The organism is Ruegeria sp. AF1 (genome assembly GCF_056542125.1).
Genome location: NZ_JBQFZG010000002.1, coordinates 415038 through 440734, shown reverse-complemented (window position 1 = coordinate 440734; position 25697 = coordinate 415038). Strand labels below are relative to the sequence as shown.

Annotated in this window: 29 protein-coding genes; all 29 read right to left on the bottom strand. The window is 58.3% G+C overall.

Features of this window, described 5'->3' with window-relative positions; genetic code table 11:
* Nucleotides 1-6: 6 nt before the first annotated feature.
* Entirely contained in the window at nucleotides 7-1449 is a 1443-nt protein-coding gene (nuoN, locus tag ACR0BK_RS06695) for an NADH-quinone oxidoreductase subunit NuoN (protein WP_480476104.1), read from the bottom strand.
* 15 nt (nucleotides 1450-1464) lie between these two features.
* Nucleotides 1465-3009: an NADH-quinone oxidoreductase subunit M gene (locus tag ACR0BK_RS06690; RefSeq protein WP_480516404.1), complete on the bottom strand. Its 1545-nt coding sequence runs from the start codon at nucleotides 3007-3009 to the stop codon at nucleotides 1465-1467.
* Nucleotides 3009-5147, bottom strand: coding sequence for an NADH-quinone oxidoreductase subunit L (gene nuoL, locus ACR0BK_RS06685; protein WP_480516402.1), 2139 nt, complete (start codon nucleotides 5145-5147; stop codon nucleotides 3009-3011). Before nuoL ends, ACR0BK_RS06690 begins: the two co-directional genes overlap by 1 nt.
* A 6-nt stretch (nucleotides 5148-5153) precedes the next feature.
* A complete protein-coding gene (gene nuoK / locus ACR0BK_RS06680; RefSeq protein WP_005984024.1) occupies nucleotides 5154-5459 on the bottom strand; it encodes an NADH-quinone oxidoreductase subunit NuoK in 306 nt (101 codons plus the stop codon).
* The gene (locus ACR0BK_RS06675) at nucleotides 5456-5989 is read right to left on the bottom strand and encodes a hypothetical protein (RefSeq protein ID WP_480554125.1); all 534 of its coding nucleotides are present in this window, start codon (nucleotides 5987-5989) and stop codon (nucleotides 5456-5458) included. The genes nuoK and ACR0BK_RS06675 overlap by 4 nt, the downstream gene beginning before the upstream one ends.
* 11 nt (nucleotides 5990-6000) lie before the next feature.
* Complete coding sequence (locus tag ACR0BK_RS06670) at nucleotides 6001-6603, bottom strand: NADH-quinone oxidoreductase subunit J (protein WP_480516396.1); 603 nt, start codon at nucleotides 6601-6603, stop codon at nucleotides 6001-6003.
* Entirely contained in the window at nucleotides 6600-7010 is a 411-nt protein-coding gene (locus ACR0BK_RS06665; RefSeq protein WP_170476531.1) for a carboxymuconolactone decarboxylase family protein, read from the bottom strand. The genes ACR0BK_RS06670 and ACR0BK_RS06665 overlap by 4 nt, the downstream gene beginning before the upstream one ends.
* Nucleotides 7007-7501 (bottom strand): NADH-quinone oxidoreductase subunit NuoI, encoded by a 495-nt coding sequence (gene nuoI / locus ACR0BK_RS06660; RefSeq protein ID WP_480554123.1) that lies wholly within the window; start codon nucleotides 7499-7501, stop codon nucleotides 7007-7009. The genes ACR0BK_RS06665 and nuoI overlap by 4 nt, the downstream gene beginning before the upstream one ends.
* A 1-nt stretch (nucleotide 7502) precedes the next feature.
* On the bottom strand, nucleotides 7503-8540 hold the full coding sequence (nuoH, locus tag ACR0BK_RS06655) for an NADH-quinone oxidoreductase subunit NuoH (RefSeq protein ID WP_117868407.1): 1038 nt from the start codon (nucleotides 8538-8540) through the stop codon (nucleotides 7503-7505).
* On the bottom strand, nucleotides 8533-8748 hold the full coding sequence (locus tag ACR0BK_RS06650) for a hypothetical protein (RefSeq protein ID WP_480506309.1): 216 nt from the start codon (nucleotides 8746-8748) through the stop codon (nucleotides 8533-8535). Before ACR0BK_RS06650 ends, nuoH begins: the two co-directional genes overlap by 8 nt.
* The gene (nuoG, locus tag ACR0BK_RS06645; protein ID WP_480554122.1) at nucleotides 8745-10766 is read right to left on the bottom strand and encodes an NADH-quinone oxidoreductase subunit NuoG; all 2022 of its coding nucleotides are present in this window, start codon (nucleotides 10764-10766) and stop codon (nucleotides 8745-8747) included. Before nuoG ends, ACR0BK_RS06650 begins: the two co-directional genes overlap by 4 nt.
* 5 nt (nucleotides 10767-10771) lie before the next feature.
* A complete protein-coding gene (locus ACR0BK_RS06640) occupies nucleotides 10772-11176 on the bottom strand; it encodes a DUF5333 domain-containing protein (protein WP_480554121.1) in 405 nt (134 codons plus the stop codon).
* A 98-nt stretch (nucleotides 11177-11274) separates the two neighbouring features.
* A complete protein-coding gene (locus tag ACR0BK_RS06635) occupies nucleotides 11275-11625 on the bottom strand; it encodes a hypothetical protein (RefSeq protein ID WP_480554120.1) in 351 nt (116 codons plus the stop codon).
* Nucleotides 11626-11662: 37 nt separating this feature from the next.
* Entirely contained in the window at nucleotides 11663-12079 is a 417-nt protein-coding gene (locus tag ACR0BK_RS06630; protein ID WP_480554119.1) for an MAPEG family protein, read from the bottom strand.
* 5 nt (nucleotides 12080-12084) lie between these two features.
* Nucleotides 12085-13383: an NADH-quinone oxidoreductase subunit NuoF gene (gene nuoF / locus ACR0BK_RS06625; protein WP_209504919.1), complete on the bottom strand. Its 1299-nt coding sequence runs from the start codon at nucleotides 13381-13383 to the stop codon at nucleotides 12085-12087.
* Nucleotides 13384-13395: 12 nt separating this feature from the next.
* The gene (locus tag ACR0BK_RS06620) at nucleotides 13396-13617 is read right to left on the bottom strand and encodes a DUF5337 domain-containing protein (protein WP_209598087.1); all 222 of its coding nucleotides are present in this window, start codon (nucleotides 13615-13617) and stop codon (nucleotides 13396-13398) included.
* Between the two features lie 30 nt (nucleotides 13618-13647).
* Complete coding sequence (nuoE, locus tag ACR0BK_RS06615) at nucleotides 13648-14748, bottom strand: NADH-quinone oxidoreductase subunit NuoE (RefSeq protein ID WP_480476081.1); 1101 nt, start codon at nucleotides 14746-14748, stop codon at nucleotides 13648-13650.
* A complete protein-coding gene (locus ACR0BK_RS06610) occupies nucleotides 14748-15971 on the bottom strand; it encodes an NADH-quinone oxidoreductase subunit D (protein ID WP_480554118.1) in 1224 nt (407 codons plus the stop codon). The genes nuoE and ACR0BK_RS06610 overlap by 1 nt, the downstream gene beginning before the upstream one ends.
* Before the next feature lie 123 nt (nucleotides 15972-16094).
* On the bottom strand, nucleotides 16095-16268 hold the full coding sequence (locus ACR0BK_RS06605) for a hypothetical protein (RefSeq protein WP_170569030.1): 174 nt from the start codon (nucleotides 16266-16268) through the stop codon (nucleotides 16095-16097).
* A gap of 2 nt (nucleotides 16269-16270) precedes the next feature.
* Complete coding sequence (locus ACR0BK_RS06600) at nucleotides 16271-16873, bottom strand: NADH-quinone oxidoreductase subunit C (protein ID WP_480554116.1); 603 nt, start codon at nucleotides 16871-16873, stop codon at nucleotides 16271-16273.
* A gap of 12 nt (nucleotides 16874-16885) precedes the next feature.
* The gene (locus tag ACR0BK_RS06595; protein WP_209504454.1) at nucleotides 16886-17419 is read right to left on the bottom strand and encodes a NuoB/complex I 20 kDa subunit family protein; all 534 of its coding nucleotides are present in this window, start codon (nucleotides 17417-17419) and stop codon (nucleotides 16886-16888) included.
* Entirely contained in the window at nucleotides 17410-17775 is a 366-nt protein-coding gene (locus ACR0BK_RS06590; protein WP_209504455.1) for an NADH-quinone oxidoreductase subunit A, read from the bottom strand. Before ACR0BK_RS06590 ends, ACR0BK_RS06595 begins: the two co-directional genes overlap by 10 nt.
* Nucleotides 17776-17968: 193 nt before the next feature.
* Nucleotides 17969-18751, bottom strand: a complete 783-nt coding sequence (locus tag ACR0BK_RS06585) for a crotonase/enoyl-CoA hydratase family protein (RefSeq protein ID WP_480554115.1) — start codon at nucleotides 18749-18751, stop codon at nucleotides 17969-17971.
* Nucleotide 18752: 1 nt separating this feature from the next.
* Entirely contained in the window at nucleotides 18753-19604 is an 852-nt protein-coding gene (locus ACR0BK_RS06580; RefSeq protein WP_480554114.1) for a hydroxymethylglutaryl-CoA lyase, read from the bottom strand.
* Between the two features lie 78 nt (nucleotides 19605-19682).
* Nucleotides 19683-21614 carry an acetyl/propionyl/methylcrotonyl-CoA carboxylase subunit alpha gene (locus ACR0BK_RS06575; RefSeq protein ID WP_480554113.1) on the bottom strand — a complete coding sequence of 644 codons (1932 nt, stop codon included), beginning with the start codon at nucleotides 21612-21614 and terminating at the stop codon, nucleotides 19683-19685.
* A gap of 3 nt (nucleotides 21615-21617) precedes the next feature.
* Nucleotides 21618-22043: an ASCH domain-containing protein gene (locus ACR0BK_RS06570; protein WP_480493839.1), complete on the bottom strand. Its 426-nt coding sequence runs from the start codon at nucleotides 22041-22043 to the stop codon at nucleotides 21618-21620.
* Between the two features lies 1 nt (nucleotide 22044).
* A complete protein-coding gene (locus tag ACR0BK_RS06565; protein ID WP_480554112.1) occupies nucleotides 22045-23652 on the bottom strand; it encodes a carboxyl transferase domain-containing protein in 1608 nt (535 codons plus the stop codon).
* On the bottom strand, nucleotides 23649-24158 hold the full coding sequence (locus ACR0BK_RS06560) for a hypothetical protein (RefSeq protein ID WP_480545728.1): 510 nt from the start codon (nucleotides 24156-24158) through the stop codon (nucleotides 23649-23651). The genes ACR0BK_RS06565 and ACR0BK_RS06560 overlap by 4 nt, the downstream gene beginning before the upstream one ends.
* Nucleotides 24155-25681, bottom strand: a complete 1527-nt coding sequence (locus ACR0BK_RS06555) for an AMP-binding protein (protein ID WP_480554111.1) — start codon at nucleotides 25679-25681, stop codon at nucleotides 24155-24157. Before ACR0BK_RS06555 ends, ACR0BK_RS06560 begins: the two co-directional genes overlap by 4 nt.
* Nucleotides 25682-25697 lie beyond the last annotated feature (16 nt).

Here is a 25697-nt window from a genome sequence, read left to right as displayed (position 1 = left end):
AAACGTTCAGTTGACAAGAGTTGCCGCCGCAGCCGCTGCCGCGCCCTCGATCCCAAACTGATAGAAGACCCCGATCAGCATCAGCGCCGCGGACCCCATCAGGGCGACCCACAGAACGGGTGTCGACCGCGTTTCAATCGGGTCTTCGTTCTCGGCCCCGAAATACATGTAGAACACAATCCGCAGGTAATAGAAGGCGCCAATTACCGATGCGATGGCTGAAACTACAACAAGGCCGGTCAAATCGGCACTTACACCAGCCCGCCAAACACCAAACTTCGCAAAGAAACCCAGCATCGGTGGCACACCGGCAAGCGAGAACATCAGGATCAGAACAGCAAGGGCCTTGCCCGGATCACGTTTGGAATACTGGCGCAGCGCATCAATGTCAGTGACGGGTTTGCCGTCGCGTTCCATCATCAGGATAAACGCAAACGTGCCGATGTTCATGGTCACGTAAATCGCCAGATACATCAGCATCGCCTGAATACCCAACTCGGTGCCTGCCGCCAGACCGATCAGCGCATAGCCCATATGGGCAATCGACGAGAACGCCATCAGTCGCTTGATGTCGCGCTGACCAATTGCGGCAACCGCCCCCAGCAGCATCGACAGCACCGACAGCAAAACGATCACTTGCTGCCAGTCTTTGACCACACCTCCGAAGGCGTCATGCAGCAGGCGTGCAAACAAGGCCATTGCCGCGACTTTCGGGGCGGTGGCAAAGAAGGCCGTAATTGGCGTCGGCGACCCTTCATAGACATCCGGTGTCCACATATGGAACGGAACAGCCGAAACCTTGAATGCCAGACCCGAAATCAGGAAGATCAGGCCAAACAACAGACCAACCGAGACATCCCCATGATGGACCGTCTGAATAATGCCCGAGAACAGTGTCGTGCCTGTGAACCCGTAAACCAGCGAAGCACCATACAGCAGCAGACCTGAACTGAGAGCGCCCAGAACAAAGTATTTCAGCCCTGCTTCGGTTGATTTCGCGCTGTCACGACGCAGCGCGGCAACAACATACAGCGCAAGGGATTGCAGCTCGAGTCCCATGTAAAGAGACATCAGATCGCCCGCGCTCACCATCATCATCATACCGACGGCTGCAAGGGCCACCAGCAACGGATATTCAAAGCGCAGCAGACCCCGGCGCGCCATGTATTCCTGGCTCATCACCAGCACGGCACCTGCCGACAAAAGGATGGCAACTTTGGCAAAACGCGCGAACCCGTCATCCACGAACATGCCATTGAAGGCTACGTTGGTGCCACTGCCCTGGGTAGCGATCCAGATCGCCAGAACCGCCATCAGGCCCGCCGTGGTCCAGACCAGAACCGAAGCCAGCCCGTCTTTCGAGGTGTAGACAGCCCCCAACAGAGCCACCATCGCATAGATCGCCAGAACGATTTCCGGCAGGATAATTGTCAGATCAGCCTGGATCATGTCTCCAAAGCTCCCTTAATGCGAAGCGGCAGTCTGGGTCGCAGCCTTAGCCGCGGCCAGAGCCGTGTCATAGTTCGAAATGAGTGCCGTCGTCGATTGGCCGATCACATCGGTCACCAGTGACGGGTAAACGCCCAGAAGGATCGTCATCACGATCAGCGGGGCAAAAATCAGCCGCTCGCGCGAGCTCATGTCGGTCATCGCCTTCAGGCTTTCCTTGATCAGATCCCCGAAGACAACGCGACGGTAGAGCCACAGCGCGTAGGCTGCCGAGAAGATCACACCGGTCGCCGCAACTGCAGTCACCCAGGTGTTAACCTGGAATGTACCCATGAGTGTCAGGAACTCACCAATAAACCCGCTGGTGCCCGGCAGTCCGACATTGGCCATGGTGAACAGCATGAAGACCAGCGCATAGGCGGGCATCCGGATGACCAGACCGCCATAAGCCTCGATATCGCGGGTGTGCATCCGGTCATAGATCACGCCGACACAGAGGAAGAGCGCGGCAGAGATGAACCCGTGGCTCAGCATCTGGAAAATCGCGCCGTCAATGCCTTGCTGGTTCGCTGCAAAGATGCCCATCGTGACAAAGCCCATATGCGCGACCGAGGAATACGCGATCAGCTTTTTCATGTCTTCCTGCACCAGTGCCACCAGCGAGGTATAAACAACCGCTATAGCTGACATCCAAAGCACAAGATCAGTCATCACCGCCGAGCCAACCGGGAACATCGGCAGGCTGAACCGCAGGAAGCCGTAGCCGCCCATCTTCAACAGGATCGCGGCCAGCACGACCGAGCCCGCCGTCGGCGCTTGAACGTGCGCATCGGGCAACCAGGTGTGCACCGGCCACATCGGCATTTTCACCGCAAAAGACGCGAAGAAGGCCAGGAACATCAGCGTTTGCATACCGCCGGTGACATAGATGCCCAACACGCTGAAACTCTCGGATGCGAACTGATGGGCCATCAGCGCTTCGATATCCGTGGTGCCCGCGTCAGCATACATTGCGACCATGGCCACCAGCATCAGCACCGAGCCAAGGAAGGTGTAAAGGAAGAACTTGAAGCTGGCATAGATACGATCCTTGCCGCCCCAGATACCGATGATCAGGAACATCGGGATCAGACCCGCCTCGAAGAACAGGTAGAACAGCACCAGGTCCAGCGCCATGAACACGCCCAGCATGAGCGTTTCCAGCAGCAAGAAAGCAATCATGTATTCTTTGACGCGGTCCGTCACATTCCAGCTGGCCAGAATGGTCAGCGGCATGATGAAAGTGGTCAGCAGCACGAACAGAACGCTGATTCCATCCACACCCATCTTGTATTTCAGGCCCATCAGCCATTCACCCTCTTCCACCATCTGGAAACCGGTGTTCGAAGGATCAAAGCCTGTGTAGATGCCAATTGACACCAGAAACGTCACAGTTGTCGCCAGCAATGCAATCCACTTGGCGTTGCGCTGCGCTGCAACGTCGCTGCCGTGCAGGAACAGCGCCAGAATGCCTGCTGCGATGGCGGGGATAAAGGTGACAATAGATAGGATATTGTCCATTAGTGTGCGCCTCCGCCGATCGACATCCAGGTGACAAGGGCCGCAATGCCCAAAACCATCCAGAAGGCGTAAGTAAAGATGTACCCGGTCTGCGCCTTGCCTGCGAGGCGGGTGAAGAAGGGAATCACGCCCATAGCAACCCCATTCAGGAAGCCGTCAATCGTGTTGCCGTCACCGCGTTTCCATAAGAACCGGCCAAGGGCGACAGTGGGTTTGACAAAGATCGCGTCGTAGATTTCGTCGAAATACCATTTGTTCAGCAGGAACAGGTACAGCGGACGCTGGTTTGCTGCCAGACGTGCGGGCAGAGACGTGTTCACGATGTAGAACCAATAGGCCACGATAAAGCCAAGCACCATCGCAACGAATGGTGAAACCTTGACCCATTTCGGAGCCGCATGCGCATCGTCCAGAATGTGGTTGTCCGGCGCCATATAAAGCGCCCCTTCACCCGGCTCGCCCGCAAACACATAATGGTGGTCCCCGCCCTCTGCGGCATTCTCACCATGCGCGGCGTCATCAGCATGGCTGTCATCGGCATGGCTGTCTTCGCCGTGCGACGCATCCGCCGCCGCGTGATCACTGGCCTCGGCATGCTCTGAGGCTTCTGCAACCGGAATACCGTAGAATTTGCCGACTTTATCCGCATGGCCAAAGAAGTTTCCGTACCAAATCATGCCCGCGAATACCGCACCCAGCGACAGTACACCCAGCGGCACCAACATCACCATCGGGCTTTCATGTGCGTGATCATGCGTGTGCTTGTCGCCGCGCGGCTCGCCATAGAAGGTCAGGAAGATCAGACGCCAGCTGTAGAACGAGGTGAACGCGGCAGCGACGACCAACAACCAGAAGCCATAGCTTGATCCGCCCGCATAGGCGCTCTCGATAATTGCGTCTTTTGACAGGAAACCGGCAAAACCAAAGGTGGTCAGCGGGATACCAACACCGGTAATCGCCAGGGTACCGATCATCATCGCCCAGAAGGTGTAGGGGATCTTCTTCCGCAGACCGCCATATTCGGTCATCTCCTGTTCGTGATGCATCGCGTGGATCACGGAACCGGCCCCAAGGAACAACAACGCCTTGAAAAAGGCATGCGTAAACAGGTGGAACATCGCCGCCGAATACATGCCCACGCCCGCCGCCACAAACATGTAGCCTAGCTGCGAACAGGTCGAATACGCGATGACACGTTTTATATCGGTCTGAACCAGACCAACAGTAGCAGCGAAGAACGCGGTTGAGGCGCCAAGAACAGTGATGAACCCTGTCGCACCCGGTGCGAACTCCATCAGCGGGGACATGCGACAGACCAAAAAGACGCCTGCGGTCACCATGGTCGCAGCGTGGATCAGTGCTGACACAGGCGTCGGGCCTTCCATCGCGTCCGGCAACCATGTGTGCAGGATCAACTGCGCCGATTTACCCATCGCACCGATGAAGAGCAGAACGCAGATCACTTCGATCGCGGTCCATTCCCCCCACAGGAAATGCAGCTTCTCTTCTGCCAGCGCAGGAGCAGAGGCAAAGATATCCGAGAAGTTGATACTGTCGGTCAGGAAGAACAGCGCGAAGATGCCCAGAGCAAAACCAAAGTCGCCAACCCGGTTGACCACAAAGGCCTTGATTGCCGCCGCATTGGCCGAAGGCTTGCGATAATAGAACCCGATCAGCAGGTATGAGGCGACGCCGACGCCCTCCCAGCCAAAGAACATCTGCACCAGATTATCCGCCGTCACCAGCATCAGCATGGCGAAAGTGAAGAAGGACAAATAGGCAAAGAAACGCGGCTTATAGCTTTCGCCTTCGCGCCATTGCGGATCGTGATCCATGTAGCCGAAGGAATACAGGTGCACGAGCGCCGAAACGGTTGTCACCACGATCAGCATGATCGCCGTCAGTCGGTCCAGACGGATGGCCCAGCTTGTCGAAAGCGAGCCGCTTTCGATCCAGCGCATGATCTCGATCTGCTGCGTTTGCCCGTCGAAGGTGAAGAACACGATCCAGGACAGCAGACAGGCCAGGAACAGCAGGCCCGTCGCGGTCCACATGGCCGCTTTCTCGCCAATGAACTTCCAGCCGAACCCGCAGAGCAGCGCGCCCACCAGCGGGGCAAAGAGGATGGTGGTTTCCATGTTCCCTTACCCCTTCATCATATTGACGTCTTCAACCGCGATCGTACCGCGGTTGCGGAAGAAACAGACCAGAATGGCCAGACCAATCGCCGCCTCGGCTGCTGCAACGGTCAGCACGAACAGCGTGAACACCTGCCCGACCAGATCGCCGAGGAAACTGGAAAACGCCACTAGGTTGATATTCACTGCCAGCAGCATCAGTTCGATGCTCATCAGCAGGATGATGACGTTCTTGCGGTTCAGGAAGAGACCGAATATGCCGATGACGAACAGCGTCGCCGCGACCGTAAGATAGTGTTCAAGTCCGATCATAGCTTCGCTCCTGGCGAGTCGGGGTAGTAGAGTTTGCAGCCGCAGGTGTAGTCGATGCGCTTGTGGTTTTTGGTTCGAGCAAAGAACTTCCGGATATCTTTCGTGAATGAATTTCGATGTTCGGATGCAATCTGCTTCAGTTCGGCGACTGTTGTCTCAGCGGTTAGTCCGATGGGACCTTCTGGCTTTTGTATCAGATCAATAGAACTTGGCACGTAACCGGCGATGTTGGTCGGCCTATATTCTCCATCGATAACGATACCTTCTCCGCTGCCGCAGTTTTGAAAGAACAGGCTTTGTTTCGGGCTGCAACCGTCTCCGGCATTCACACGTTGTCCAATGCGTCCATTGCCGATATTGACTACGGCTTCTCCGGAGAACGTTTCGAATTGCCCTCTACCGCCATTTATAAAGCTGCAATCGGAGTTCATTCGTTTTAACTTGTAACCCTCGTTCTGCGGCGCACTCTCACACGCCAACAGCGACGCCGGAGCTTGCGCAAGACAAGCCGTCATGGCTAAAACTTTCAAGAGTTCGCCTCTCACAATCCCTGCCCCGGTTTCACGTCCTTCAACTCCATCGCCTTGGCCGGGTCACGCATCATCTGGCCGATAATGTCCTGACGCTTGATGTCCTTGCGGTGGCGCAGCGTCAGAACGATGGCGCCGATCATGGCCACCAGCAGGATCAGGCCCGCCAGTTGGAACAGAAGGAAGTATTGATCGTAAAGGATGAGGCCAAGCGCCTCGGTGTTGTGGCGGTCTGTCGGGACCGGCTGGGCCAGATTGGCCGCAGCACCCTGTGCGCTGTCCCACGCCCCGAAAGCCATGACAAACTGCATCAGGATGATCAGACCAATCAGCAGGGCCAGCGGCATATAGCGCGCCATTTCGGCCTTGAGCTCGGCAAAGTCCACGTCCAGCATCATCACCACGAAGAGGAACAGAACCGCGACCGCGCCGACATAGACGATGACCAGCAGCATCGCCACGAACTCGGCCCCCAGCAGCACGAACAGCCCTGCCGAGGACAGAAACGCCAGGATCAGCCACAGGACCGAGTGCACCGGTTGGCGGCTGATCACCGTGAACAGCCCGCCGGTGATGGCGCTGATGGCAAACAGGTAGAAGGCAAAGACGGTCATTGATCCTCATCCTCGTTGTCGCCCATGACCTCTTGCGCCAGATCCAGCGCGCGGGTCATGGCCGGGATGCCGGCAAAGACCGACATCTGACCGATCGTTTCCACGATCTCTTGTTTCTTTGCGCCCGCTTCCAGCGCATGACGCACGGTCTGACGAACAGCCGAATCCGCCTGAGCGCCCTGACAGGTCAGCCCGGCCAGCGTCAGCAGCAGGCGTGTTTTGGCATCCAGCCCGTCCTTGTTGACGGTGTTGCCGAACATCATCTCCATGACCTCTTTGGGCATGGTCGGCCACAGCGCCTCGAACCCTTTGGGCGAGAAGCTTTCCATCGCCGGGTTCATCGCCTTGGCCATGTCCTGAGCTTGCTTCATCATCAGCTCGAACGGATTTGTCGGGCTGTCACTCATCGGTAAGGTGCGTCCAGTTCCAGATTGCGCGCGATCTCGGCTTCCCAGCGTTCGCCATTCGACAGGAGTTTTTCCTTGTCGTAGAACAGCTCTTCCCGGGTTTCCGTCGCGAATTCAAAGTTCGGGCCTTCGACGATGGCATCAACCGGGCATGCCTCTTGGCAGAAGCCGCAATAGATGCACTTGGTCATGTCAATGTCATAGCGCGTGGTGCGGCGGCTGCCGTCCGCGCGGGGTTCGGCATCGATGGTGATGGCCTGTGCCGGGCAGACCGCCTCGCACAGTTTACACGCGATGCAGCGCTCTTCACCGTTTGGATAGCGGCGCAGGGCGTGTTCACCGCGAAACCGCGGGGACAGAGGGCCTTTTTCGTGCGGATAGTTCAGGGTGGCCTTGGGAGCGAAGAAATACTTCATCCCCAGTTTGAAGCCGACCCAGAAATCCTGCAGCAGGAAGTATTTGGCAGCGCGGGTGTAATCGATGTTTGCCATATCAGCCTCCTACGCTCCAACGGGCGAATGCGCCCCAGAACCAGTCGAATTTCGCCGCAAAGGCCACAAAGACCACCCAAACCAGCGAGAATGGCAGGAAAACTTTCCAGCCCAATCGCATCAGCTGGTCATAGCGGTAGCGAGGCGTGATGGCCTTGACCATCGCGAAGATGAAGAAGAAGAACGCCATCTTGGCGACCATCCACAACACGCCATCGGGCAGGCCCGGGATTGGCGACAGCCAGCCGCCGAAGAACAGCAGCGAGGTCAGCGCGCACATCAGGAAGATGGCGATGTATTCACCGGCCATGAACAGCAGGAAGGGTGTGGCCGAATATTCGACCTGATAACCCGCCACCAGTTCCGATTCCGCTTCGGGCAGGTCAAACGGTGGTCGGTTGGTCTCGGCCAGCGCCGAAATGAAGAACAGAAAGACCATCGGGAAATGCGGCAGCCAGTACCAGCTGAAGAAGCCGAACGACCCATCCTGCGCGCGGACGATGTCACCAAAGTTCATCGACCCGGTCGAGATGATCACACCGATGATGATCAGACCGATGGAAACCTCGTATGAGATCATCTGCGCGGCTGAGCGCAACGAGCCCAAGAACGGGTACTTTGAGTTCGACGCCCAACCACCCATGATCACGCCATAAACCTCAAGCGAGGACACGGCGAAGACATAGAGGATTGCGACGTTGATGTCCGACAGGACCCAGCCATCATTGAACGGGATCACCGCCCAGGCGATCATCGCCAACACGAAAGAGGTGAGCGGCGCGAGGATGAAAACCGTGCGGTCGGCCCCCGCGGGGATCACGACCTCTTTGACGACGTATTTCAACGCATCCGCCACCGATTGCAGCAGACCGTAAACGCCGACCACGTTAGGGCCGCGGCGCATCTGGACAGCGGCCCAGATCTTGCGGTCGCCATAAACAAGGAACAACAGCGAGATCATCACGAAGGCAACAACAGCAAGCACTTGCGCCAGAATGATGATGGCTATTCCGCCGGGGGTGTTAAAGAATTCAGCCATTGGTCCTCACACCGTGGGTATTCCGTTTTTCGCGCGCGATGCAAAGGCCAGATGCCTGCGCAAACTGCGGCTGGGTCGGCGCGTTGGTGTAAACAGCATCTGCCGCCATTGCGCCACCCTTTTTCTTTCGTTTCACGCACATTTCCAGCGCAGTCAGGTGCCACCCGACCACAGCGCTGGTTTGCGATATGAAACTGCTTTCGTTCATTCCGCCGCAATCTTCTCAGCTTTGCGGGCTTGCGCCTGCGCCGAAAGCTCGGCCATCAGTTGCGAGGCCCGTGCGATCGGGTTGGTCAGATAGAAATCCTTGATCGCATTGCGGAAGGTCGCCTTGCCCAAAGACCCGGCCTCCAGCGCTTGAACCTCATTCTCGATCACATCGTCGATGCGGGCCAGATGGGGAACCGCCTCGATCAAGGCTGTGCGCAACTGCGCAAGCGAGTCATAGGGGAGTGTCGCCCCCAGTTCAGCCGACAGCGCACGCAGGATGGCCCAGTTTTCCTTGGCCTCACCCGGCGCAAACCCTGCGCGCATCGCCAGTTGTGGGCGGCCTTCCGTGTTTACGAACAGACCGTTTTCCTCAGTATAGGCCGCACCCGGCAGGATCACGTCTGCGCGGTGTGCGCCCCGATCCCCGTGGCTGCCCTGGTAGATCACAAAGGCGCCTTCGCCGATTTCGACCTCATCCGCACCAAGGTTATAGATCACATCCGCAGCATTGATCGCTTCCATGCCGCCTGCGTTGGTGGCATCCACATCCATCGCGCCCACGCGCGACGCCGCAGTATGCAGAATGATCAGGCCGCTTTCCGTATTTGCAGCAATTGTTTGCGCGGCAGCCAGAACAGCTCCTCCGTCCGCCTCCTGCAGCGCTCCCTGCCCGACGACGACCAGCGAGCGTTTACCCCTGATTTCATCGTCGCCCCCCATGTCGACAACCTTTTGCAGCGCCGCGCGGTCATCGCCCACATGATGGTACGCATAAGTTAGATCGACCGCTGGACCCACCAAAGCAACTTCGGCCCCGTGCGCCCACGCCTTGCGGATACGCGCGTTCAAAACCGGTGCTTCATCGCGCGGGTTGGTGCCGATCAGAAGAATACGCTCGGCCGTATCGATGTCCTCAATCGCGGCGGTCCCGGCATATGCGCCACGGTTTCCGGCCGGAAGCTTGGCCCCATCGGTGCGGCACTCAACAACTCCGCCTTGCCCTTCGATCATCTGTTTCAATGCGAATGCGGCCTCGACCGGTACCAGATCACCGACGATACCGGCTGGCTTCTCAGCACCTTTCAGCGATTCTGCGGCCTTGGTCAGTGCTTCCGACCATGAGGCCGGGCGCAGCTTGCCGTTTTCGCGGATGTAAGGTTTGTCCAGTCGCTGACGCCGCAACCCGTCCCAGACAAAGCGGGTTTTGTCGCTGATCCACTCTTCATTCACGCCGTCATGGTTCCGCGGAAGGAAGCGCATCACCTCGCGCCCTTTGGTATCGACACGAATGTTCGATCCCAGCGCGTCCATGACGTCGATGCTTTCGGTTTTGGTCAATTCCCACGGGCGCGCCGTAAACGCATAAGGTTTCGAGGTCAGCGCCCCAACCGGGCACAGGTCGATAATGTTGCCCTGCAGGTTCGAATCCAGCGTCTGGTTCAGATACGAGGTGATCTCGGCATCCTCACCACGCCCTGTCTGACCCATCTGAGTAATCCCAGCGACTTCGGTGGTAAAGCGCACGCAACGGGTGCAACTGATGCAGCGGGTCATTGCCGTGCCCACAAGCGGTCCCAGATCCAGATCATCAACCGCGCGCTTGGCTTCTTTGAACCGCGAACCGGACAGGCCATAAGCCATCGCCTGATCCTGAAGATCGCATTCGCCGCCCTGATCGCAGATCGGACAATCCAGCGGATGGTTGATCAGCAGGAACTCCATCACACCTTCGCGGGCCTTTTTGACCATGGGAGAGTTCGTCTTGACCACCGGTGGCTGCCCTTCTGGCCCCGGGCGCAGATCGCGTACCTGCATCGCGCAGGATGCAGCCGGTTTCGGCGGACCGCCCACCACTTCAACCAGACACATCCGGCAGTTTCCCGCAATCGACAGACGCTCGTGATAGCAGAAACGCGGCACCTCGACCCCGGCCTGCTCACAGGCCTGTATCAGGGTCATCGCACCTTCGACTTCAATTTCCTGCCCGTCGATATTGATCTTGCGGAGGTCAGACATGGCTCTCAGTTCGCTCTCAAATAAACGCCAATGGCGCTGTTTCTTTGGATTTCCTTCTGCCCCAAAGAGCAGAATGTTTTGGGGTTGTCGTAGGCCACGCCGTTTTTCGCCAGATAAGCCTCGCCCTTCGCCCGCATCCGATCCTTTTCAGCATCCGACTCGACATATGAGCGGATTTCCGTGTCCGAGTACCCCAGATTATTCGCTTTGGACCGCAGTCCCCACATCACACTGATCGCTTTCAATCGCCGCCCGCTGATCGACGGGCAGAACTCGGAAATCTCATTTGCAATGGCGATGTAGTAGAGTTCGTTGTCGATCTCTTTGACATCCCTCAAGGGCGGCTTTGCTTCTGCAACCACGGGCAAGGCCATCAGCGATGCGAGGGCGGCTAGTTTTGTAACAGACATGGGTTTTCCTTTCGTCTTGGACTGTCCAAGACGAAGCGGTTCGCGGCTGCTAGGCAATAACACCCTGCCCGCCCACCGGAGATATGGAAAAACACCGGTCATGGCCGCTGGCAGGTTCCTGCAAATGTCAGTTGATCATTGCTGATGCTAAGGTTCTGCGGGTCTGTATCCGGACCCACCTTCCACGAAATCCGTGACGACCCGAAGTTCTGGATGCAGAATTTGGTTCCTTCATGACGTCCGGCCTCGCGCGCACCATCGAGTGAAGCAGAGACGCCTTTGACGACAACCGTAAAGTCCGCGGGCGAGGTCTTCTTGTCGACCACCTTCGCCTTGGTTCTGAACGACTTGCCATCAAACAAAAGCCGATCTGCCGACGGTTTAACCAGACCGCAAGCGGAAACACCAACCAATGCCAGCGCAACAATAAGGGCTTTGGGGGCCTTCATACTTTCCCTCTTTGTTTTCTGTTCCGCTGCGTCGCTATCAAAACGCCGCGACCAATACCATAAGCCCGATCACGAACATGCACGCCCATCCGATCACATACAAAATTGTCCGCGGGCCGCTGGTTGGCTTGCCGATCCCCTTCAAGTGCACCACCAGCATCGCCAAGCGCGCAACCAGCGCCACCGAGGCCAGCAGGTTTACCCAGAACGGGCTGACGCCCAGCAGAATCGCCGCTGTAATGACTGTCACAAACGCAGGAAGTGTCTCCGTCCCGTTCAGATAGGCCCGGTTCAGACGATACGCCTTGTCGGCATAATCCTGGTCAGGTGTCGCACCGGGTGCCAGCCCCTTGGCTTGTTTGGCCAGTGCCGAAAACGGCGCTAGAAACAATACAACCAGCGTGAATAGCACAACCGACGCAATTGCGTGGCTATATTCTGCAAACACTTCCATCTCGTTCACTCCGCTGCCATCGCACCCATACGGCCCGATTTCTGAGCCTTGATGCGGTCTTCGATCTCTTCCCGGAAATTGCGGATCAGGCCCTGGATCGGCCAGGCGGCCGCATCGCCCAAGGCGCAGATCGTGTGTCCTTCGACCTGTTTGGTCACGTCAAACAACATGTCGATCTCTTCCAGCTCAGCCTCGCCGCGAACTAGACGATCCATCACACGCATCATCCAGCCGGTGCCTTCGCGACACGGCGTACACTGACCACAGCTTTCATGCTTGTAAAACTTCGACAGGCGCCAGATCGCCTTGATGATGTCGGTGGACTTGTCCATCACAATCACCGCTGCCGTGCCCAGACCCGACCCAAGATCGTTGCGCAGGTAATCGAAATCCATGATCGCGTCGCGCATGTTTTCACCGCGCACGCAGGGAACCGAGGATCCACCAGGAATAACCGCCAGCAGATTATCCCACCCGCCGCGAATGCCGCCGCAATGGGTTTCGATCAGCTGTTCGAACGGGATCGACATTGCCTCTTCGACGACGCAAGGGTTGTTCACGTGGCCCGAGATCGCAAACAGCTTGGTACCTGCGTTGTTCTGACGACCAAATCCAGCGAACCAATCCGCACCCCGTCGCAAGATGGTCGGCACCACCGCGATGGATTCCACGTTGTTCACAGTGGTCGGACATCCGTACAGCCCCGCGCCCGCCGGGAACGGAGGTTTCATCCGCGGCATGCCCTTCTTGCCCTCAAGGCTCTCGATCAGGGCGGTTTCCTCGCCACAAATATAAGCCCCTGCCCCGTGATGAAGGAAAAGATCGAAATCCCAGCCCGAACCGGCGGCGTTTTTACCAAGAAGCCCCGCGTCATAGGCCTCGTCAATCGCGGCCTGCAATGCCTCGCGCTCGCGGATATATTCGCCGCGCAGGTAGATATAGCAGGTATGCGCGTTCATCGCGAAAGAGGCGATCAGACACCCTTCAATCAACGTGTGGGGATCATGGCGCATGATCTCACGGTCTTTGCAGGTGCCGGGCTCGGATTCATCGGCATTCACAACCAGATAGGAAGGGCGACCGTCGCTTTCCTTTGGCATGAACGACCATTTCAGGCCAGTTGGGAAGCCCGCACCGCCGCGTCCGCGCAGCCCGGAATCCTTCATTGTCTGAATGATCCAGTCCCGGCCCTTTTCAATCAGGCCAGCTGTGCCGTCCCAATGCCCGCGGGCTTGCGCGCCTTTCAGCGTGCGTTCGTGCATCCCGTAGATGTTGGTAAAGATCCGGTCCTGATCCTTAAGCATCATTCGCTACCTTCAGCTGTCCTGACGCATGCGCCAGAGTTGAAAAATGTTCACACCCGCATAAATGAATGCCGCCAGAGCGGCAAAATCAAACAGCAGCGCGTGCCGGGCCGTCAAACCCAGCGCGGGGCCAATGAACAGGTTCATGGCAAGCCAGATCACCATCGTCACCGCTATGACGATGCCGATATGTCGGCCCTTTCGGGCTATGGCCTGATCCTTATCCTTGTCCATCATCCCCCGATGCGCCGATGGGGCACCCGTTTAGTCTTCGTAAGTGCCATCTTCCTTGGCACGTTTGGCAAATTCGGTTTCCTCACCCGCCGCAAGCTTGGCTGCCTGTTCAATCCAGCCATCGCGCTCGATCCGGCCCTTGAACTTCAACCGAGCATCTACCCATGCGACCTGTTCCGGCGTCCAGGCTGCGATCTGATCATAGTGGAAGAAGCCCAGCTCGTTCAGGGTCTGCTCCAGCTTGGGGCCTACGCCTTTCAACAGTTTCAGGTTATCTGCCTTGCCGTCGCGCGCGCCTGTCAGTGTTTCGGGCTGGTCCTCTTGCGCTGCCTTCGCCTCAGCGGCCTGTTTCACAGCAGGTTTCGCTGGGGCTGGCGCTTTGGGCGGCTTCGGTGCAGCTTTGGTCGCAGCCGCTTTGCCATCCTTGCCCAACCAAGGGGTCAGGATCGGAACCTCGGTCCCATCAATGCGCCTGACCGTATCGCCAATATCGGTGGCCAGTTCGACGCTGGCGTTGTACTGCGTTTTGCCGCTGTCATACTCCGTCAGGCTGGTCAGCCCCTTGAGCGGTTCAGCCGCATAGCGACCATTCTGCGGGCCCGGCGTCGGAACTTTCCCTGCCACCAGATCATCAAGGATCTTGCCAAAGCTCGCAGCGGTCAGGTCTTCGTAGTAATCCTTGCCGATCTGTGCCATCGGCGCATTGGTGCAGGAGCCAAGGCATTCGACCTCTTCCCAGCTCAGCTTGCCATCGGCGGACAGCACGTGTGGCTTGGCCGCGATCTTCTCCTTGCAGACAGCGATCAGATCCTCGGCCCCGCAAATCATGCAGGAGGTCGTGCCACAAACCTGAACATGGGCCACAGATCCCACCGGTTGCAGCTGGAACATGAAGTAGAACGAGGCCACCTCTAGCACGCGGATATAAGCCATACCCAGCATGTCGGCGACGGATTCAATCGCCGGGCGGCTCAGCCAGCCTTCCTGCTCCTGCGCACGCCACAGCAGAGGGATCACCGCACTGGCCTGACGGCCTTCGGGATATTTGGTAATCTGCGCTTCGGCCCATTGCTGGTTGGCAGCGGTGAAGGCAAAGCTTTCAGGTTGTTCGGGATGAAGACGGCGGAGCATTAGCGGTCAATCTCTCCAAATACGACGTCCATAGTGCCGATGATGGCGGCGACGTCGGCCAGTTGGTGGCCTTTGGCAACGTGGTCCATGGCTTGCAGGTGCAGGAAACCCGGGGCGCGCAGTTTGGCGCGGTAGGGTTTGTTGGTGCCGTCGGCAACTAGATAGACGCCGAACTCGCCCTTGGGGGCTTCGACAGCGGCATAGACCTCACCGGCAGGCACGTGGAAGCCTTCGGTGTACAGTTTGAAGTGATGGATCAGGCTCTCCATCGAGGTCTTCATATCCGAGCGTTTCGGCGGGGTGATCTTGCCACGCGCCAGAACGTCACCGGGGCACTCGCGGATTTTGGCGATGGCCTGACGGATCATCAGCAGCGATTGGCGCATTTCTTCCATACGGACAAGGTAGCGGTCATAACAGTCGCCGTTCTTGCCAACGGGGATCTGGAACTCGAACTCGTCGTAGCACTCGTAGGGTTGCGCGCGGCGCAGGTCCCATGCCAGACCCGATCCACGGACCATCACGCCCGAGAAGCCGTACTTCTGGATGTCATCCTCGGTCACGACGCCGATATCAGCGTTGCGCTGTTTGAAGATGCGGTTTTCGGTCAGCAGCCCGTCAATGTCATCAAGGACGTTGGGGAATTCGTGGCTCCACGCCTCGATATCGTCCAGCAGTTCCGGCGGCAGGTCCTGATGTACACCACCCGGACGGAAATAAGCGGCGTGCAGGCGGGCACCGCAGGCACGCTCATAGAACACCATCAGCTTTTCACGCTCTTCAAAACCCCAGAGTGGCGGGGTCAGTGCGCCGACGTCCATCGCCTGCGTCGTCACGTTCAGCAGGTGGTTTAGGATGCGCCCGATCTCGGAATACAGAACCCGGATCAGCGAGCCACGTCGCGGCACCTCGACCCCGGTCAGCTTTTCGATGGCCAGACACCAGGCATGTTCCTGGTTCATCGGTGCTACATAGTCCAGACGGTCGAAATACGGCAGGTTCTGCAGATAGGTCCGGCTTTCCATCAGCTTTTCGGTGCCACGGTGCAGCAAGCCGATATGCGGGTCGCAACGCTCGACGATTTCACCGTCCAACTCGAGCACCAGACGCAAAACTCCGTGAGCCGCAGGGTGTTGCGGGCCGAAGTTGATGTTAAAGTTGCGGATCTTCTGCTCGCCGCTCAGCGCGTCCGTGCTGCCGTCATCGTATCTTGAGCCGTCCATCACCGCCCTCGTTTCTTCTTTGCTTCGGCCCGAACCCGGACCTTTTCCGCCTCGGTCGCTTTGACCGCAGCTCCGGCCAGTAGAACCCCTAACGCGCCCAGAATGATCAACTCACCCATCATCTCAGCGTCGCTCCATCTCTTGCAGTTTCATCGCCATCATCCACAGCAGGACAATCACGACCGGAGAGATGATGCATGCAAACGCCCAGTTCTTGTTGATCCCGAAATGCGGCAGCAGCTTGATCATCGGAATGACCGTTGCAACAACCAGAATTATCCAGATCAGGAACTCCATGATTACGTCTCCTGTTTCTCATCCCCCGGCAGAATGTAGTTCGCACCTTCCCATGGGGACATGAAATCAAACTGACGGTATTCCTGCACCAGACTGACCGGCTCATAGACCACGCGTTTCTGCGCCTCGTCATAACGCACCTCGGTGTAGCCGGTGGTCGGGAAATCCTTGCGCAGCGGATGGCCACGGAATCCATAGTCCGTCAGAATCCGCCGCAAATCTGGATGTCCCGAGAACAGGATGCCGAACATGTCGAACACCTCACGCTCGAACCAGTTGGCTGAGGGGTGGATATCGACGATCGAAGGCACCATGTCATCTTCGCGGATCGAAACCCGCAGACGGACACGCTGGTTCTGGTACATCGACAGGAAGTGGTACACCACATCGAACCGCTTGGCACGTTCGGGGTAATCGACGCCGGTGATATCCACCAATGTTGAGAACTTGCAGTTTTGGTCCGACCGCAGGAATTCTACGAATTCCACCAGGTTCGACGGCGCCACATCGACGTTCAGCTCGCCATGGGTCACATCCCAGGACAGAACGCAATCGGCTCGTTTCAGTTCAAGCTGGGTGCCGAGTTCTTTGAGTGCTTCGCTCATCTACCCTTCCCCTCAGCGTACAATTGTGCCGGTGCGGCGGATTTTGCGTTGCAGCTGTAGCAGACCGTAAAGCAGCGCCTCGGCGGTTGGAGGGCAGCCAGGCACGTAAATATCCACCGGAACAACCCGGTCACAGCCACGCACGACGGAATAGGAATAGTGGTAGTAGCCCCCCCCATTCGCGCAGGATCCCATCGAGATCACATAGCGCGGCTCGGGCATCTGGTCGTAAACCTTGCGCAAGGCAGGAGCCATCTTGTTGGTCAGCGTGCCAGCCACGATCATCACGTCAGATTGGCGCGGAGAGGCGCGTGGCGCGATGCCGAAACGTTCCGCATCATAGCGCGGCATCGAAGTGTGCATCATTTCAACCGCGCAGCAGGCCAGACCAAAGGTCATCCAATGCAGCGAACCCGTACGGGCCCAGTTGATAATATCCTCGCTCGAGGTCAGCAGAAAACCTTTGTCCTGCAACTCGGCATTCAGGGCCTGAGTGGCGACTTCTTTGTCGACGCCAGCGGTATTTGCACCGGTCATCACTCCCATTCCAGGGCCCCTTTCTTCCACTCATAGGCAAAGCCGATGGTCAGCACGGCCAGAAACACCATCATCGACCAGAAGCCGACATCGCTGATATCGCGGAACCCGACAGCCCAGGGAAACAGGAATGCGATCTCAAGATCAAAGATGATGAAGAGAATCGAGACCAGATAGAATCGGACGTCAAATTTCATTCGCGCATCGTCGAATGCATTGAAGCCACATTCATATGCGCTGACCTTTTCGGGGTCGGGATTGCGGACAGCCAGTACAACGGCGGCAAGAATCAGGACGATTCCAAGGCCTACGGCAACGGCCAGAAACACCAGAATCGGGAGATACTCCCGCAGCAGGTCTTCCACGAATAGCTCCTTTCTTGCGCACGCATCTTGTCGGGTGCGCCGTCAATTGGCGTGTTGACTGGACATTCTCTATCCCCGCCGGGTCAGAGGGTCAACCGAACACAGCCCCCTCTGCCATCAAACATACGCTTGACAGCGCGGCATAGAATCGCATCACGAGCGATTTGCATTGGCTTACGGAAACTCGGTAAACTTACTTATTCCATGCAGGTTTACGTTTTTCGAAGAACGCCGCGATCCCTTCACGTGCCTCTTCCGTTTCCCAGCGCTCGACCAGTTCGTTGATGGTCTGGTCGATTGTGGCATCATCAATACGAGGTCCCAGAGTTCGAACCAATGCCTTGGCAGATGCAACTGCCCCCGGCGCGCACGAAAGATAGGGCCGGAGTTCATCTTCTATCGCAGCCGCAAGCTGCTCGGGAGGCACAGCCTTTGCCAGCAATCCCAAATCAACCGCTTCGGGCGCATCGAACAACCGGGCCGACATGAATACACGCCGTGCCCGCGCCTCACCCATACGAGCGATAACATAAGGGCCGATTGTCGCTGGGATCAGCCCAAGCCGGGTCTCGGTCAGTCCCATCTTCAGACTATCTACACCGATGGCGACATCGCACACGGCCGCCATTCCAACACCTCCGCCAAAGGCGTTGCCTTGCAGCGCCCCGATCAGGGGTTTGGGCATCGTGTTCAACGCCTGCAACATCTCGGCCAGCTTGCGCGCCTCGACAAACCGCGTCGCCTTGTCGGCCGCCATCTGGTCCTGCATCCACCCCAGATCACCACCAGCGCAAAACGTCTTTCCCGCAGCAGCCAGAACGACCGCTCTGACAGAGCCATCCTGACCCAGTTGCGACGCGGCCTGTGTCAGCTCGGCAATCATCTGACCCGAGAGCGCGTTGTGCTTTTCCGCCCGGTCCAGAGTTAACGTGGCAACACCGCGTTCGTCTGCTGAAATCGAGATTGTTTCGAACATGTTAGCCTCTCAACGCCTTGGCCATCTGCGCGGCCTCTTCGACCACATCGATATCCAGACCGGTTTGATAGCCCAACCGGTGCATATGCGCTGCAACGGTTTCAGTCGCGACATTACCCGCAGCCCCCGGAGCATATGGGCAACCGCCAAGCCCACCCACGGCCGCGTCGAACACACGCACACCCAGCGAAAGTGCCGCATCGATATTGTCGATTGCACGCCCATTGGTGTCATGAAAATGCCCGGCAAGCCGCGTCACAGGAACCCTTTCCCGAACCGCCAGAAGCATATGCGCAATCTTGTCTGGCGTGCCTTGCCCGATCGTGTCCCCCAATGACACCTCGTAACAGCCCAACGCAAACAACCGGTCGGCAATTTCGGCGACTTTCTCGGGCGGGGTCGGGCCATCATAGGGGCAATCCGTCACGCAAGAGACGTAGCCGCGAACCGGAAGGTCGATATGACGCGCCGCTTCGAGAATCGGCGTGAACCGTTCGATTGAATCGGCGATCGAGGCATTGATGTTTGCCTTGGAAAACCCCTCGGAAGCCGACGCAAAAATGGCAATCTCATCCGCTTTGGCGGCCAGCGCATCCTCATACCCGCGCATATTCGGCGTCAACGCCGCGTAGCGCACGCCGTCCGCGCGGGTAATACCGGCCAGAACCTGCGCCGACCCCGCCATTTGAGGCACCCATTTGGGAGAGACAAAGCTTGCAACTTCGATCCGTCGAAACCCGGCGCGACTGAGGCAATTGATCAGCGCCACCTTGTCGGCAACCGGTATCTCACGCGTTTCGTTTTGTAGCCCGTCGCGCGGTCCAACTTCGTAGATTTCGACCAGATCACCCATGTCAGAACCCCTTATGGTTTGTTCTCATTCCAAATACGGATAGCGCGACCGTGGCACGTCAAGCCGCGCGGGTACAGATCACTCTTCTTCCAAACGCACCAAAGCTGCCCCAGCCTCGACCTGCGCACCATCTTCAACCAGCACCTCGGCCACCACACCATCGCGCGCGGCCAGCAACGAATGCTCCATTTTCATCGCTTCAAGAATGGCCAAACGGTCGCCTTCCTGAACGGTCTGCCCCGCGGTGGCAAAAACTGCCTTGACCAGACCCGGCATCGGCGCCTCGATCACGTTGGTGTCACCCGTCGCGCTTGCATCCCGGTCCAGCGGGTCGATAACGTCGAAACTGTGACCGTAGTCGGTAAATACGGTCACAGTTGTTCCGCTGACAGCGACCCGCGGCATCGGTGCGCCGTTCAGCGTCCACTGCCCCGAGATCCGCTCGGCCACGACACGGTGTTCGCCCAGCTGCCAAAGCTGGCGATCCGGCCCGTCGACCTGCACGTCCAGATCAAGAACCTCTCCCTGATCAGACAGCTGCACCGCCCGGTGCAACGGAGCCCAGAGCGAAAACCCGGTGTCAGGCGTGACATTAACCAAATCCAGTGCGGTCATAGCAGCCGCAACTGCGGTTGTGGCCGAAGTCGGCGATTCCCGTACCAACCCGTCAAGATCGCGCCCGATCAGGCCCGTATCCACATCGCCCGAGGCAAATCCGTCATGGCGGGTCAGCGCTCCCAGAAAGGCGAGATTCGTAACGGTGCCCGCCACTTCGGTCTGCCGCAGCACTCGGTGCAACGTCTCAAGCGCAACCGCGCGGGTCGGACCATGCACCACCACTTTGGCAATCATCGGGTCATACCAGGGGCTGATCGTGTCACCTGTGCGAACACCACTATCCGCTCGGCAGTTGGCCGGGAAAACCAGATGGGTCAATGTACCTGTCGCCGGCAAGAACCCCTTTGGTACATCCTCGGCATAAAGCCGGGCTTCGAAGGCGTGACCCGAGATCGACAGATCATCCTGTTGCCTGGGAAGGCTCTCTCCTGCTGCAACGCGCAACTGCCATTCCACCAGATCGATGCCGGTGATAGCCTCTGTAACCGGGTGTTCCACCTGCAGGCGGGTGTTCATCTCCATGAACCAGAATCTGTCGGGGCGCAGCCCGTCCGAGGCATCAACGATGAACTCCACCGTGCCTGCACCCTTGTACCCGATCGCCTCGGCGGCACGCACACCGGCCTGCCCCATCGCCTCGCGCATTTCGAGCGTCATGCCCGGGGCTGGTGCCTCTTCGATCACTTTCTGATGGCGGCGTTGCAACGAGCAATCGCGTTCAAACAGATGCACCGCATGAGTACCGTCACCAAATACCTGCACTTCGATATGGCGAGGTTTGGCCACGAATTTCTCGACCAGCACTGCGTCATTGCCAAAAGCGGTTTTGGCTTCGCCGCGTGCGCTGTCCAATGCGGAACGGAAATCCTTGGGGCGTTCGACCAGACGCATACCTTTACCGCCGCCGCCTGCAACGGCCTTAATCAGCACCGGATACCCAATCGCATCCGCCGCACCCGCCAAATGTTCGGGATCCTGATTGTCGCCGTGATAGCCAGGCACCACGGGCACGCCAGCCTGTTCCATCAACACCTTGGCCGCATCCTTGAGGCCCATTTTGCGGATCGCATCCGCTGATGGGCCGATAAAGGTCAAACCCGCAGCCTCGACCGCGTCGACGAAATCGGGGTTCTCTGACAGGAAGCCATAACCGGGATGGATCGCCTGCGCGCCCGTATCCAGCGCAGCCTGAATAATCACATCGCCCTTCAGATAGCTTTCCGCCGGGGCGGGGCCGCCGATATGAATGACCTCATCCGCCATCTGCACATGCTTGGCCGCAGCGTCCGCATCGGAATAAACAGCCACACAGGACACTCCCATCCTCTGAGCGGTTTCCATAACCCGGCAAGCGATCTCGCCCCGGTTGGCAATCAGGATTTTGTTGAACATAGCTTACCCCTCAACCGCCAGATCTTCGACAAGGCGAAATCGTTCGCACAGCAGCTCCATCTCGGGATCAAACCCGCCATTGCGTTCGAAATACTGGCGATGCCCCTCTCTCCATCCCTCGAGCGTTTCATTTTCGCCCTCTGCCAACGCGAAATCCTCGGTTACGTCGCAGTATCGGCAGGTCGAGACGTCGACCGTTTCGATCACCAATGCCGGACGATCATCCCAATCCAGCGCAATGTCTCTCCGCCCGACAACAGGAGTGTCAGGGCTACCTTCGGGATAGTCGCGCAACGCACCGCAGGTTGCCGTTTTCCGCCCTGATCGTACCAGAGCCAGCAGCTCAGCACTCAGCCGGGCATTGTCACCAAACTTGAAAGTCTGGGCACCAGGATAGCGGGCCATGACGTCATTCAATGAAACGTTCATCTTACATCCTGAACACGCCGAAACGTGTCTCCTCAATCGGGGCATTCAGCGCCGCACTCAGCGACAAGGCGAGCACATCGCGGCTTTTGCGCGGGTCGATGATGCCATCGTCCCAGAGACGGGCCGAGGCATATAGCGGGTGCGATTGCTCTTCGAACATGTCCAGCGTCGGACGTTTGAATTCGGCCTCTTCCTCGGCCGACCAGGTACCGCCCTGTCGTTCGATCCCGTCGCGCCTGACGGTCGCCAATACGCCTGCGGCCTGCTCGCCCCCCATCACCGAAATCCGAGAGTTCGGCCATGTCCACAGAAACCTTGGCTGATAGGCGCGTCCTGCCATGCCATAGTTCCCGGCCCCAAACGAGCCGCCCACCAGCATCGTGATCTTGGGAACGCTCGTCGTTGCAACTGCCGTCACCATCTTGGCGCCGTGGCGGGCGATCCCTTCGTTCTCGTATTTGCGGCCGACCATAAAGCCGGTGATGTTCTGCAGGAAGACCAGGGGCGTTTTGCGCTGCGAACACAGCTCGACAAAATGCGCGCCCTTTTGCGCAGCCTCCGAGAACAGCACGCCATTGTTGGCAATGATCCCGACTGGGCACCCTTTGACATGGGCAAAGCCGGTGACCAGTGTCTCGCCAAAGCGGGGTTTGAACTCATCAAACCGAGAGCCATCGACCAGCCGTGCGATCACTTCACGGATGTCATAGGGCGTGCGCAAGTCGGCGGGAACGACACCCAGAATTTCATCCGGATCATAAGCTGGCTCCTCGGGTGCTTCGAACAGTAGGCCGGGCTTCAGCCCGGCACCCCCCAATGACCCGACAGCCCGCCGCGCCAATGCCAGCGCATGTGCATCATCTTCGGCCAGATAATCCGCCACACCCGACAGGCGTGTGTGCACATCGCCGCCACCCAGATCCTCGGCGCTAACAACCTCACCCGTTGCAGCTTTGACCAATGGTGGCCCTGCCAGAAAGATCGTGCCCTGTTCCTTTACGATGATCGTCACATCGGACATCGCAGGTACATAGGCCCCACCCGCCGTGCATGATCCCATCACCACGGCAATCTGAGGGATACCCTTCGCGCTCATCCGCGCCTGATTGTAGAAAATACGGCCAAAATGGTCGCGGTCGGGGAACACCTCATCCTGATTGGGCAGGTTCGCGCCGCCGCTGTCGACCAGATAGATGCAGGGCAGATGGTTTTCCTCGGCAATCTCCTGCGCGCGCAGGTGCTTTTTGACAGTCATCGGATAATAGGTGCCGCCCTTCACGGTGGCATCGTTACACACCACCATGACTTCGCGCCCCTGCACCCGGCCAATCCCCGCAATCACCCCGGCACATGGCGCGGCATCACCATACATCCCATGCGCCGCTGTCGCGCCGATTTCCAAAAACGGAGACCCCGGATCAAGCAGGTTCGCCACCCGCCTGCGCGGCAACATCTTGCCCCGAGATTCATGCCGCGCGCGGGATTTCTCGCCGCCCCCCATACGGGCTGCCTCGGCGGCGGCAGAGATCTGCGCCAGCGCGTCGAGATGAGCGGCGCGGTTTGTCTTGAAGCCCTCGGAGGCGGGCATGGCTTTGGATGTGAGTTTCATTTTCGTTCACCCTCCAGCAGCCGGTCTGCATACCGCAAATCCAGCCACCTCAAAGTTGCATTCTTTAATTGGCACTGTTTTTCAGACAAATCGGCACCGCAAATTGCTTGAGTAACTTCCGAAGCACGCTGCAAAGCATTGGCATACGAAAATCGCCTGACTTCCGTTAGGTTCGGGTTCACAGGCAATGATTTCGAAATTTCTTCACTTCGAAATAGAATATGCTCAACCAAAATGTCGTGACATATCTCGCCATAAGAGTTCGACTGCTCCCGTGTACAATATTCCAACGCTAACAAGACACAGTCGGTTTCCAGTTCGGTTTTCGAAACCGTCATCACCGTTTCTTCGCTGAGTCGCGCGCACCCATCTAACCAATCTTCAACGCCGAGGACGGGCTCATGGAACTGACTCGGATCATCGTCAGTACTCAGTGCTGCTGACGGAAAGATCAGAGCGACCGAGGCCGACCATAGTAACCTGCTTATGACGCGAGTCTCTCTCACGAACCAATCTCCCCCGCCGCCCGCGCCTTCAATTCCTTCCGGATCACCTTCCCCGTCACCGTCATCGGCAGTTCCTCCAGAAACGCCACCTCGCGCGGATAGGAATAGTGCGCCAAACGGTCTTTGACCCAATCCTGCAACTCCTGCTCTGCAGCCTCGGCTCCCGGCTTCAGCACCACATAGGCCTTGACAATCTCGGTTCGCAGCGGATCGGGTTTGCCGACCACGCCTACCGTCGCCACTGCCGGGTGGGTCAGCAGGCAGTCCTCGATCTCGGCCGGGCCAATGCGGTAACCCGCCGAGGTAATCACGTCGTCATCGCGCCCTACGAAACGCAGATAGTCGCCCTCCCACACGCCGCGATCACCGGTGATCAGCCAGTCGCCCCGGAACTTGTCGGCAGTCGCTTCGGGGCGATTCCAGTACTCCAGCAGCATCGAGGCCGAGCCGCGCCGGATGGCCACGTCGCCCTCTTCACCGGTCGGGTTGCCGTCTTCATCAATCACCGCAACCTCATGCCCTGGCACCGGTTGGCCGATACAGCCGGGACGCACAGGGAAATCTTCGGCGCAAGATGATACGACCATGTTGCACTCGGTCTGACCGTAGAACTCGTTGATAGTCAGACCAAACGCCTGCCGCCCCCAGGCCAACATCTCGGCCCCCAGCGGCTCACCACCCGATGCAACCGAGCGCAGGCCAGGGATCACCTGATCCGCTGCCTTGAGCATTCGCAGCGCCGTTGGTGGGAAAAAGACGTTCCGCACCCCGCCACGCGCGATGATGTCAGCGCAGGCCTCGGGGGTGAATTTCTCAAGCCGCGCGGCAACGACGGGAATGCCCAGCGCAAGACCCGGCATCAGCACGTCGAACAGCCCGCCGATCCACGCCCAATCCGCCGGGGTCCAAAGACAGTCACCTTCGCGCAAGTGATTATGGCTGATCGAAACTCCCGGCAGATGCCCGGTCAGAACCCGGTGTCCATGCAGCGCGCCCTTCGGGCTGCCGGTGGTGCCCGAGGTGTAGATCAACACTGCCGGATCATCTGGGCTGGTCGCGACGAATGGTACAGCAAGGCCTTCCTCGCCAATTTCCGACGCGATCAAAGGCGCAGCCAGATCACCCAACAGATCAGCCCCTTCGGCGTCGGTCAGCACAATCCGGGCACCTGCGTCACTGACCCGCGACCGCAACGCGTCCTGCTTGAACAGTTTGAACAAAGGGACCGACACCGCGCCGATCTTCCAGATCGCCAGATGGGCCGCCGCACACCAGGGAGATTGGCTTAGCAATACTCCAACGCGATCACCGGGCTGCACATGGCGCAATAATGCTCGGGCTATTCCGTCCGTCATTTGCGACAGCTGCGCATAGCTGATGCGCTGCGGGTCCGGTCCGGTTAAATCGATCAGCGCAACCCGATCCCCCGCATGCCGCAGGCACTGCTGCGCCATGTTCAGACTGTCCGGCAGATCCCAGCCTCCATCCGGGCGCAAACCCGGTATGCGCTCAGCGCTTAGCACGGTGATTATTCCCTAT

Bases quoted from the DNA above. Each gene is read 5' to 3' on its own strand.
- ACR0BK_RS06640 (WP_480554121.1), bottom strand. From the start codon at position 11,176: ATGTCTGTTACAAAACTAGCCGCCCTCGCATCGCTGATGGCCTTGCCC.
- nuoI (WP_480554123.1), bottom strand. From the start codon at position 7,501: ATGGCAAACATCGATTACACCCGCGCTGCCAAATACTTCCTGCTGCAG.
- ACR0BK_RS06670 (WP_480516396.1), bottom strand. From the start codon at position 6,603: ATGACCGTCTTTGCCTTCTACCTGTTTGCCATCAGCGCCATCACCGGC.
- ACR0BK_RS06635 (WP_480554120.1), bottom strand. From the start codon at position 11,625: ATGAAGGCCCCCAAAGCCCTTATTGTTGCGCTGGCATTGGTTGGTGTT.
- ACR0BK_RS06585 (WP_480554115.1), bottom strand. From the start codon at position 18,751: ATGTTCGAAACAATCTCGATTTCAGCAGACGAACGCGGTGTTGCCACG.
- ACR0BK_RS06630 (WP_480554119.1), bottom strand. From the start codon at position 12,079: ATGGAAGTGTTTGCAGAATATAGCCACGCAATTGCGTCGGTTGTGCTA.
- nuoG (WP_480554122.1), bottom strand. From the start codon at position 10,766: ATGTCTGACCTCCGCAAGATCAATATCGACGGGCAGGAAATTGAAGTC.
- ACR0BK_RS06575 (WP_480554113.1), bottom strand. From the start codon at position 21,614: ATGTTCAACAAAATCCTGATTGCCAACCGGGGCGAGATCGCTTGCCGG.
- ACR0BK_RS06665 (WP_170476531.1), bottom strand. From the start codon at position 7,010: ATGAGTGACAGCCCGACAAATCCGTTCGAGCTGATGATGAAGCAAGCT.
- nuoK (WP_005984024.1), bottom strand. From the start codon at position 5,459: ATGATCGGACTTGAACACTATCTTACGGTCGCGGCGACGCTGTTCGTC.
- ACR0BK_RS06605 (WP_170569030.1), bottom strand. From the start codon at position 16,268: ATGGAGTTCCTGATCTGGATAATTCTGGTTGTTGCAACGGTCATTCCG.
- ACR0BK_RS06610 (WP_480554118.1), bottom strand. From the start codon at position 15,971: ATGGACGGCTCAAGATACGATGACGGCAGCACGGACGCGCTGAGCGGC.
- ACR0BK_RS06620 (WP_209598087.1), bottom strand. From the start codon at position 13,617: ATGGACAAGGATAAGGATCAGGCCATAGCCCGAAAGGGCCGACATATC.
- ACR0BK_RS06650 (WP_480506309.1), bottom strand. From the start codon at position 8,748: ATGAACGAAAGCAGTTTCATATCGCAAACCAGCGCTGTGGTCGGGTGG.
- ACR0BK_RS06595 (WP_209504454.1), bottom strand. From the start codon at position 17,419: ATGGGAGTGATGACCGGTGCAAATACCGCTGGCGTCGACAAAGAAGTC.
- nuoL (WP_480516402.1), bottom strand. From the start codon at position 5,147: ATGGAAACCACCATCCTCTTTGCCCCGCTGGTGGGCGCGCTGCTCTGC.
- nuoN (WP_480476104.1), bottom strand. From the start codon at position 1,449: ATGATCCAGGCTGATCTGACAATTATCCTGCCGGAAATCGTTCTGGCG.
- ACR0BK_RS06570 (WP_480493839.1), bottom strand. From the start codon at position 22,043: ATGAACGTTTCATTGAATGACGTCATGGCCCGCTATCCTGGTGCCCAG.
- nuoF (WP_209504919.1), bottom strand. From the start codon at position 13,383: ATGCTTAAGGATCAGGACCGGATCTTTACCAACATCTACGGGATGCAC.
- nuoH (WP_117868407.1), bottom strand. From the start codon at position 8,540: ATGGCTGAATTCTTTAACACCCCCGGCGGAATAGCCATCATCATTCTG.
- ACR0BK_RS06600 (WP_480554116.1), bottom strand. From the start codon at position 16,873: ATGAGCGAAGCACTCAAAGAACTCGGCACCCAGCTTGAACTGAAACGA.
- ACR0BK_RS06580 (WP_480554114.1), bottom strand. From the start codon at position 19,604: ATGGGTGATCTGGTCGAAATCTACGAAGTTGGACCGCGCGACGGGCTA.
- ACR0BK_RS06690 (WP_480516404.1), bottom strand. From the start codon at position 3,009: ATGGACAATATCCTATCTATTGTCACCTTTATCCCCGCCATCGCAGCA.
- nuoE (WP_480476081.1), bottom strand. From the start codon at position 14,748: ATGCTCCGCCGTCTTCATCCCGAACAACCTGAAAGCTTTGCCTTCACC.
- ACR0BK_RS06565 (WP_480554112.1), bottom strand. From the start codon at position 23,652: ATGAAACTCACATCCAAAGCCATGCCCGCCTCCGAGGGCTTCAAGACA.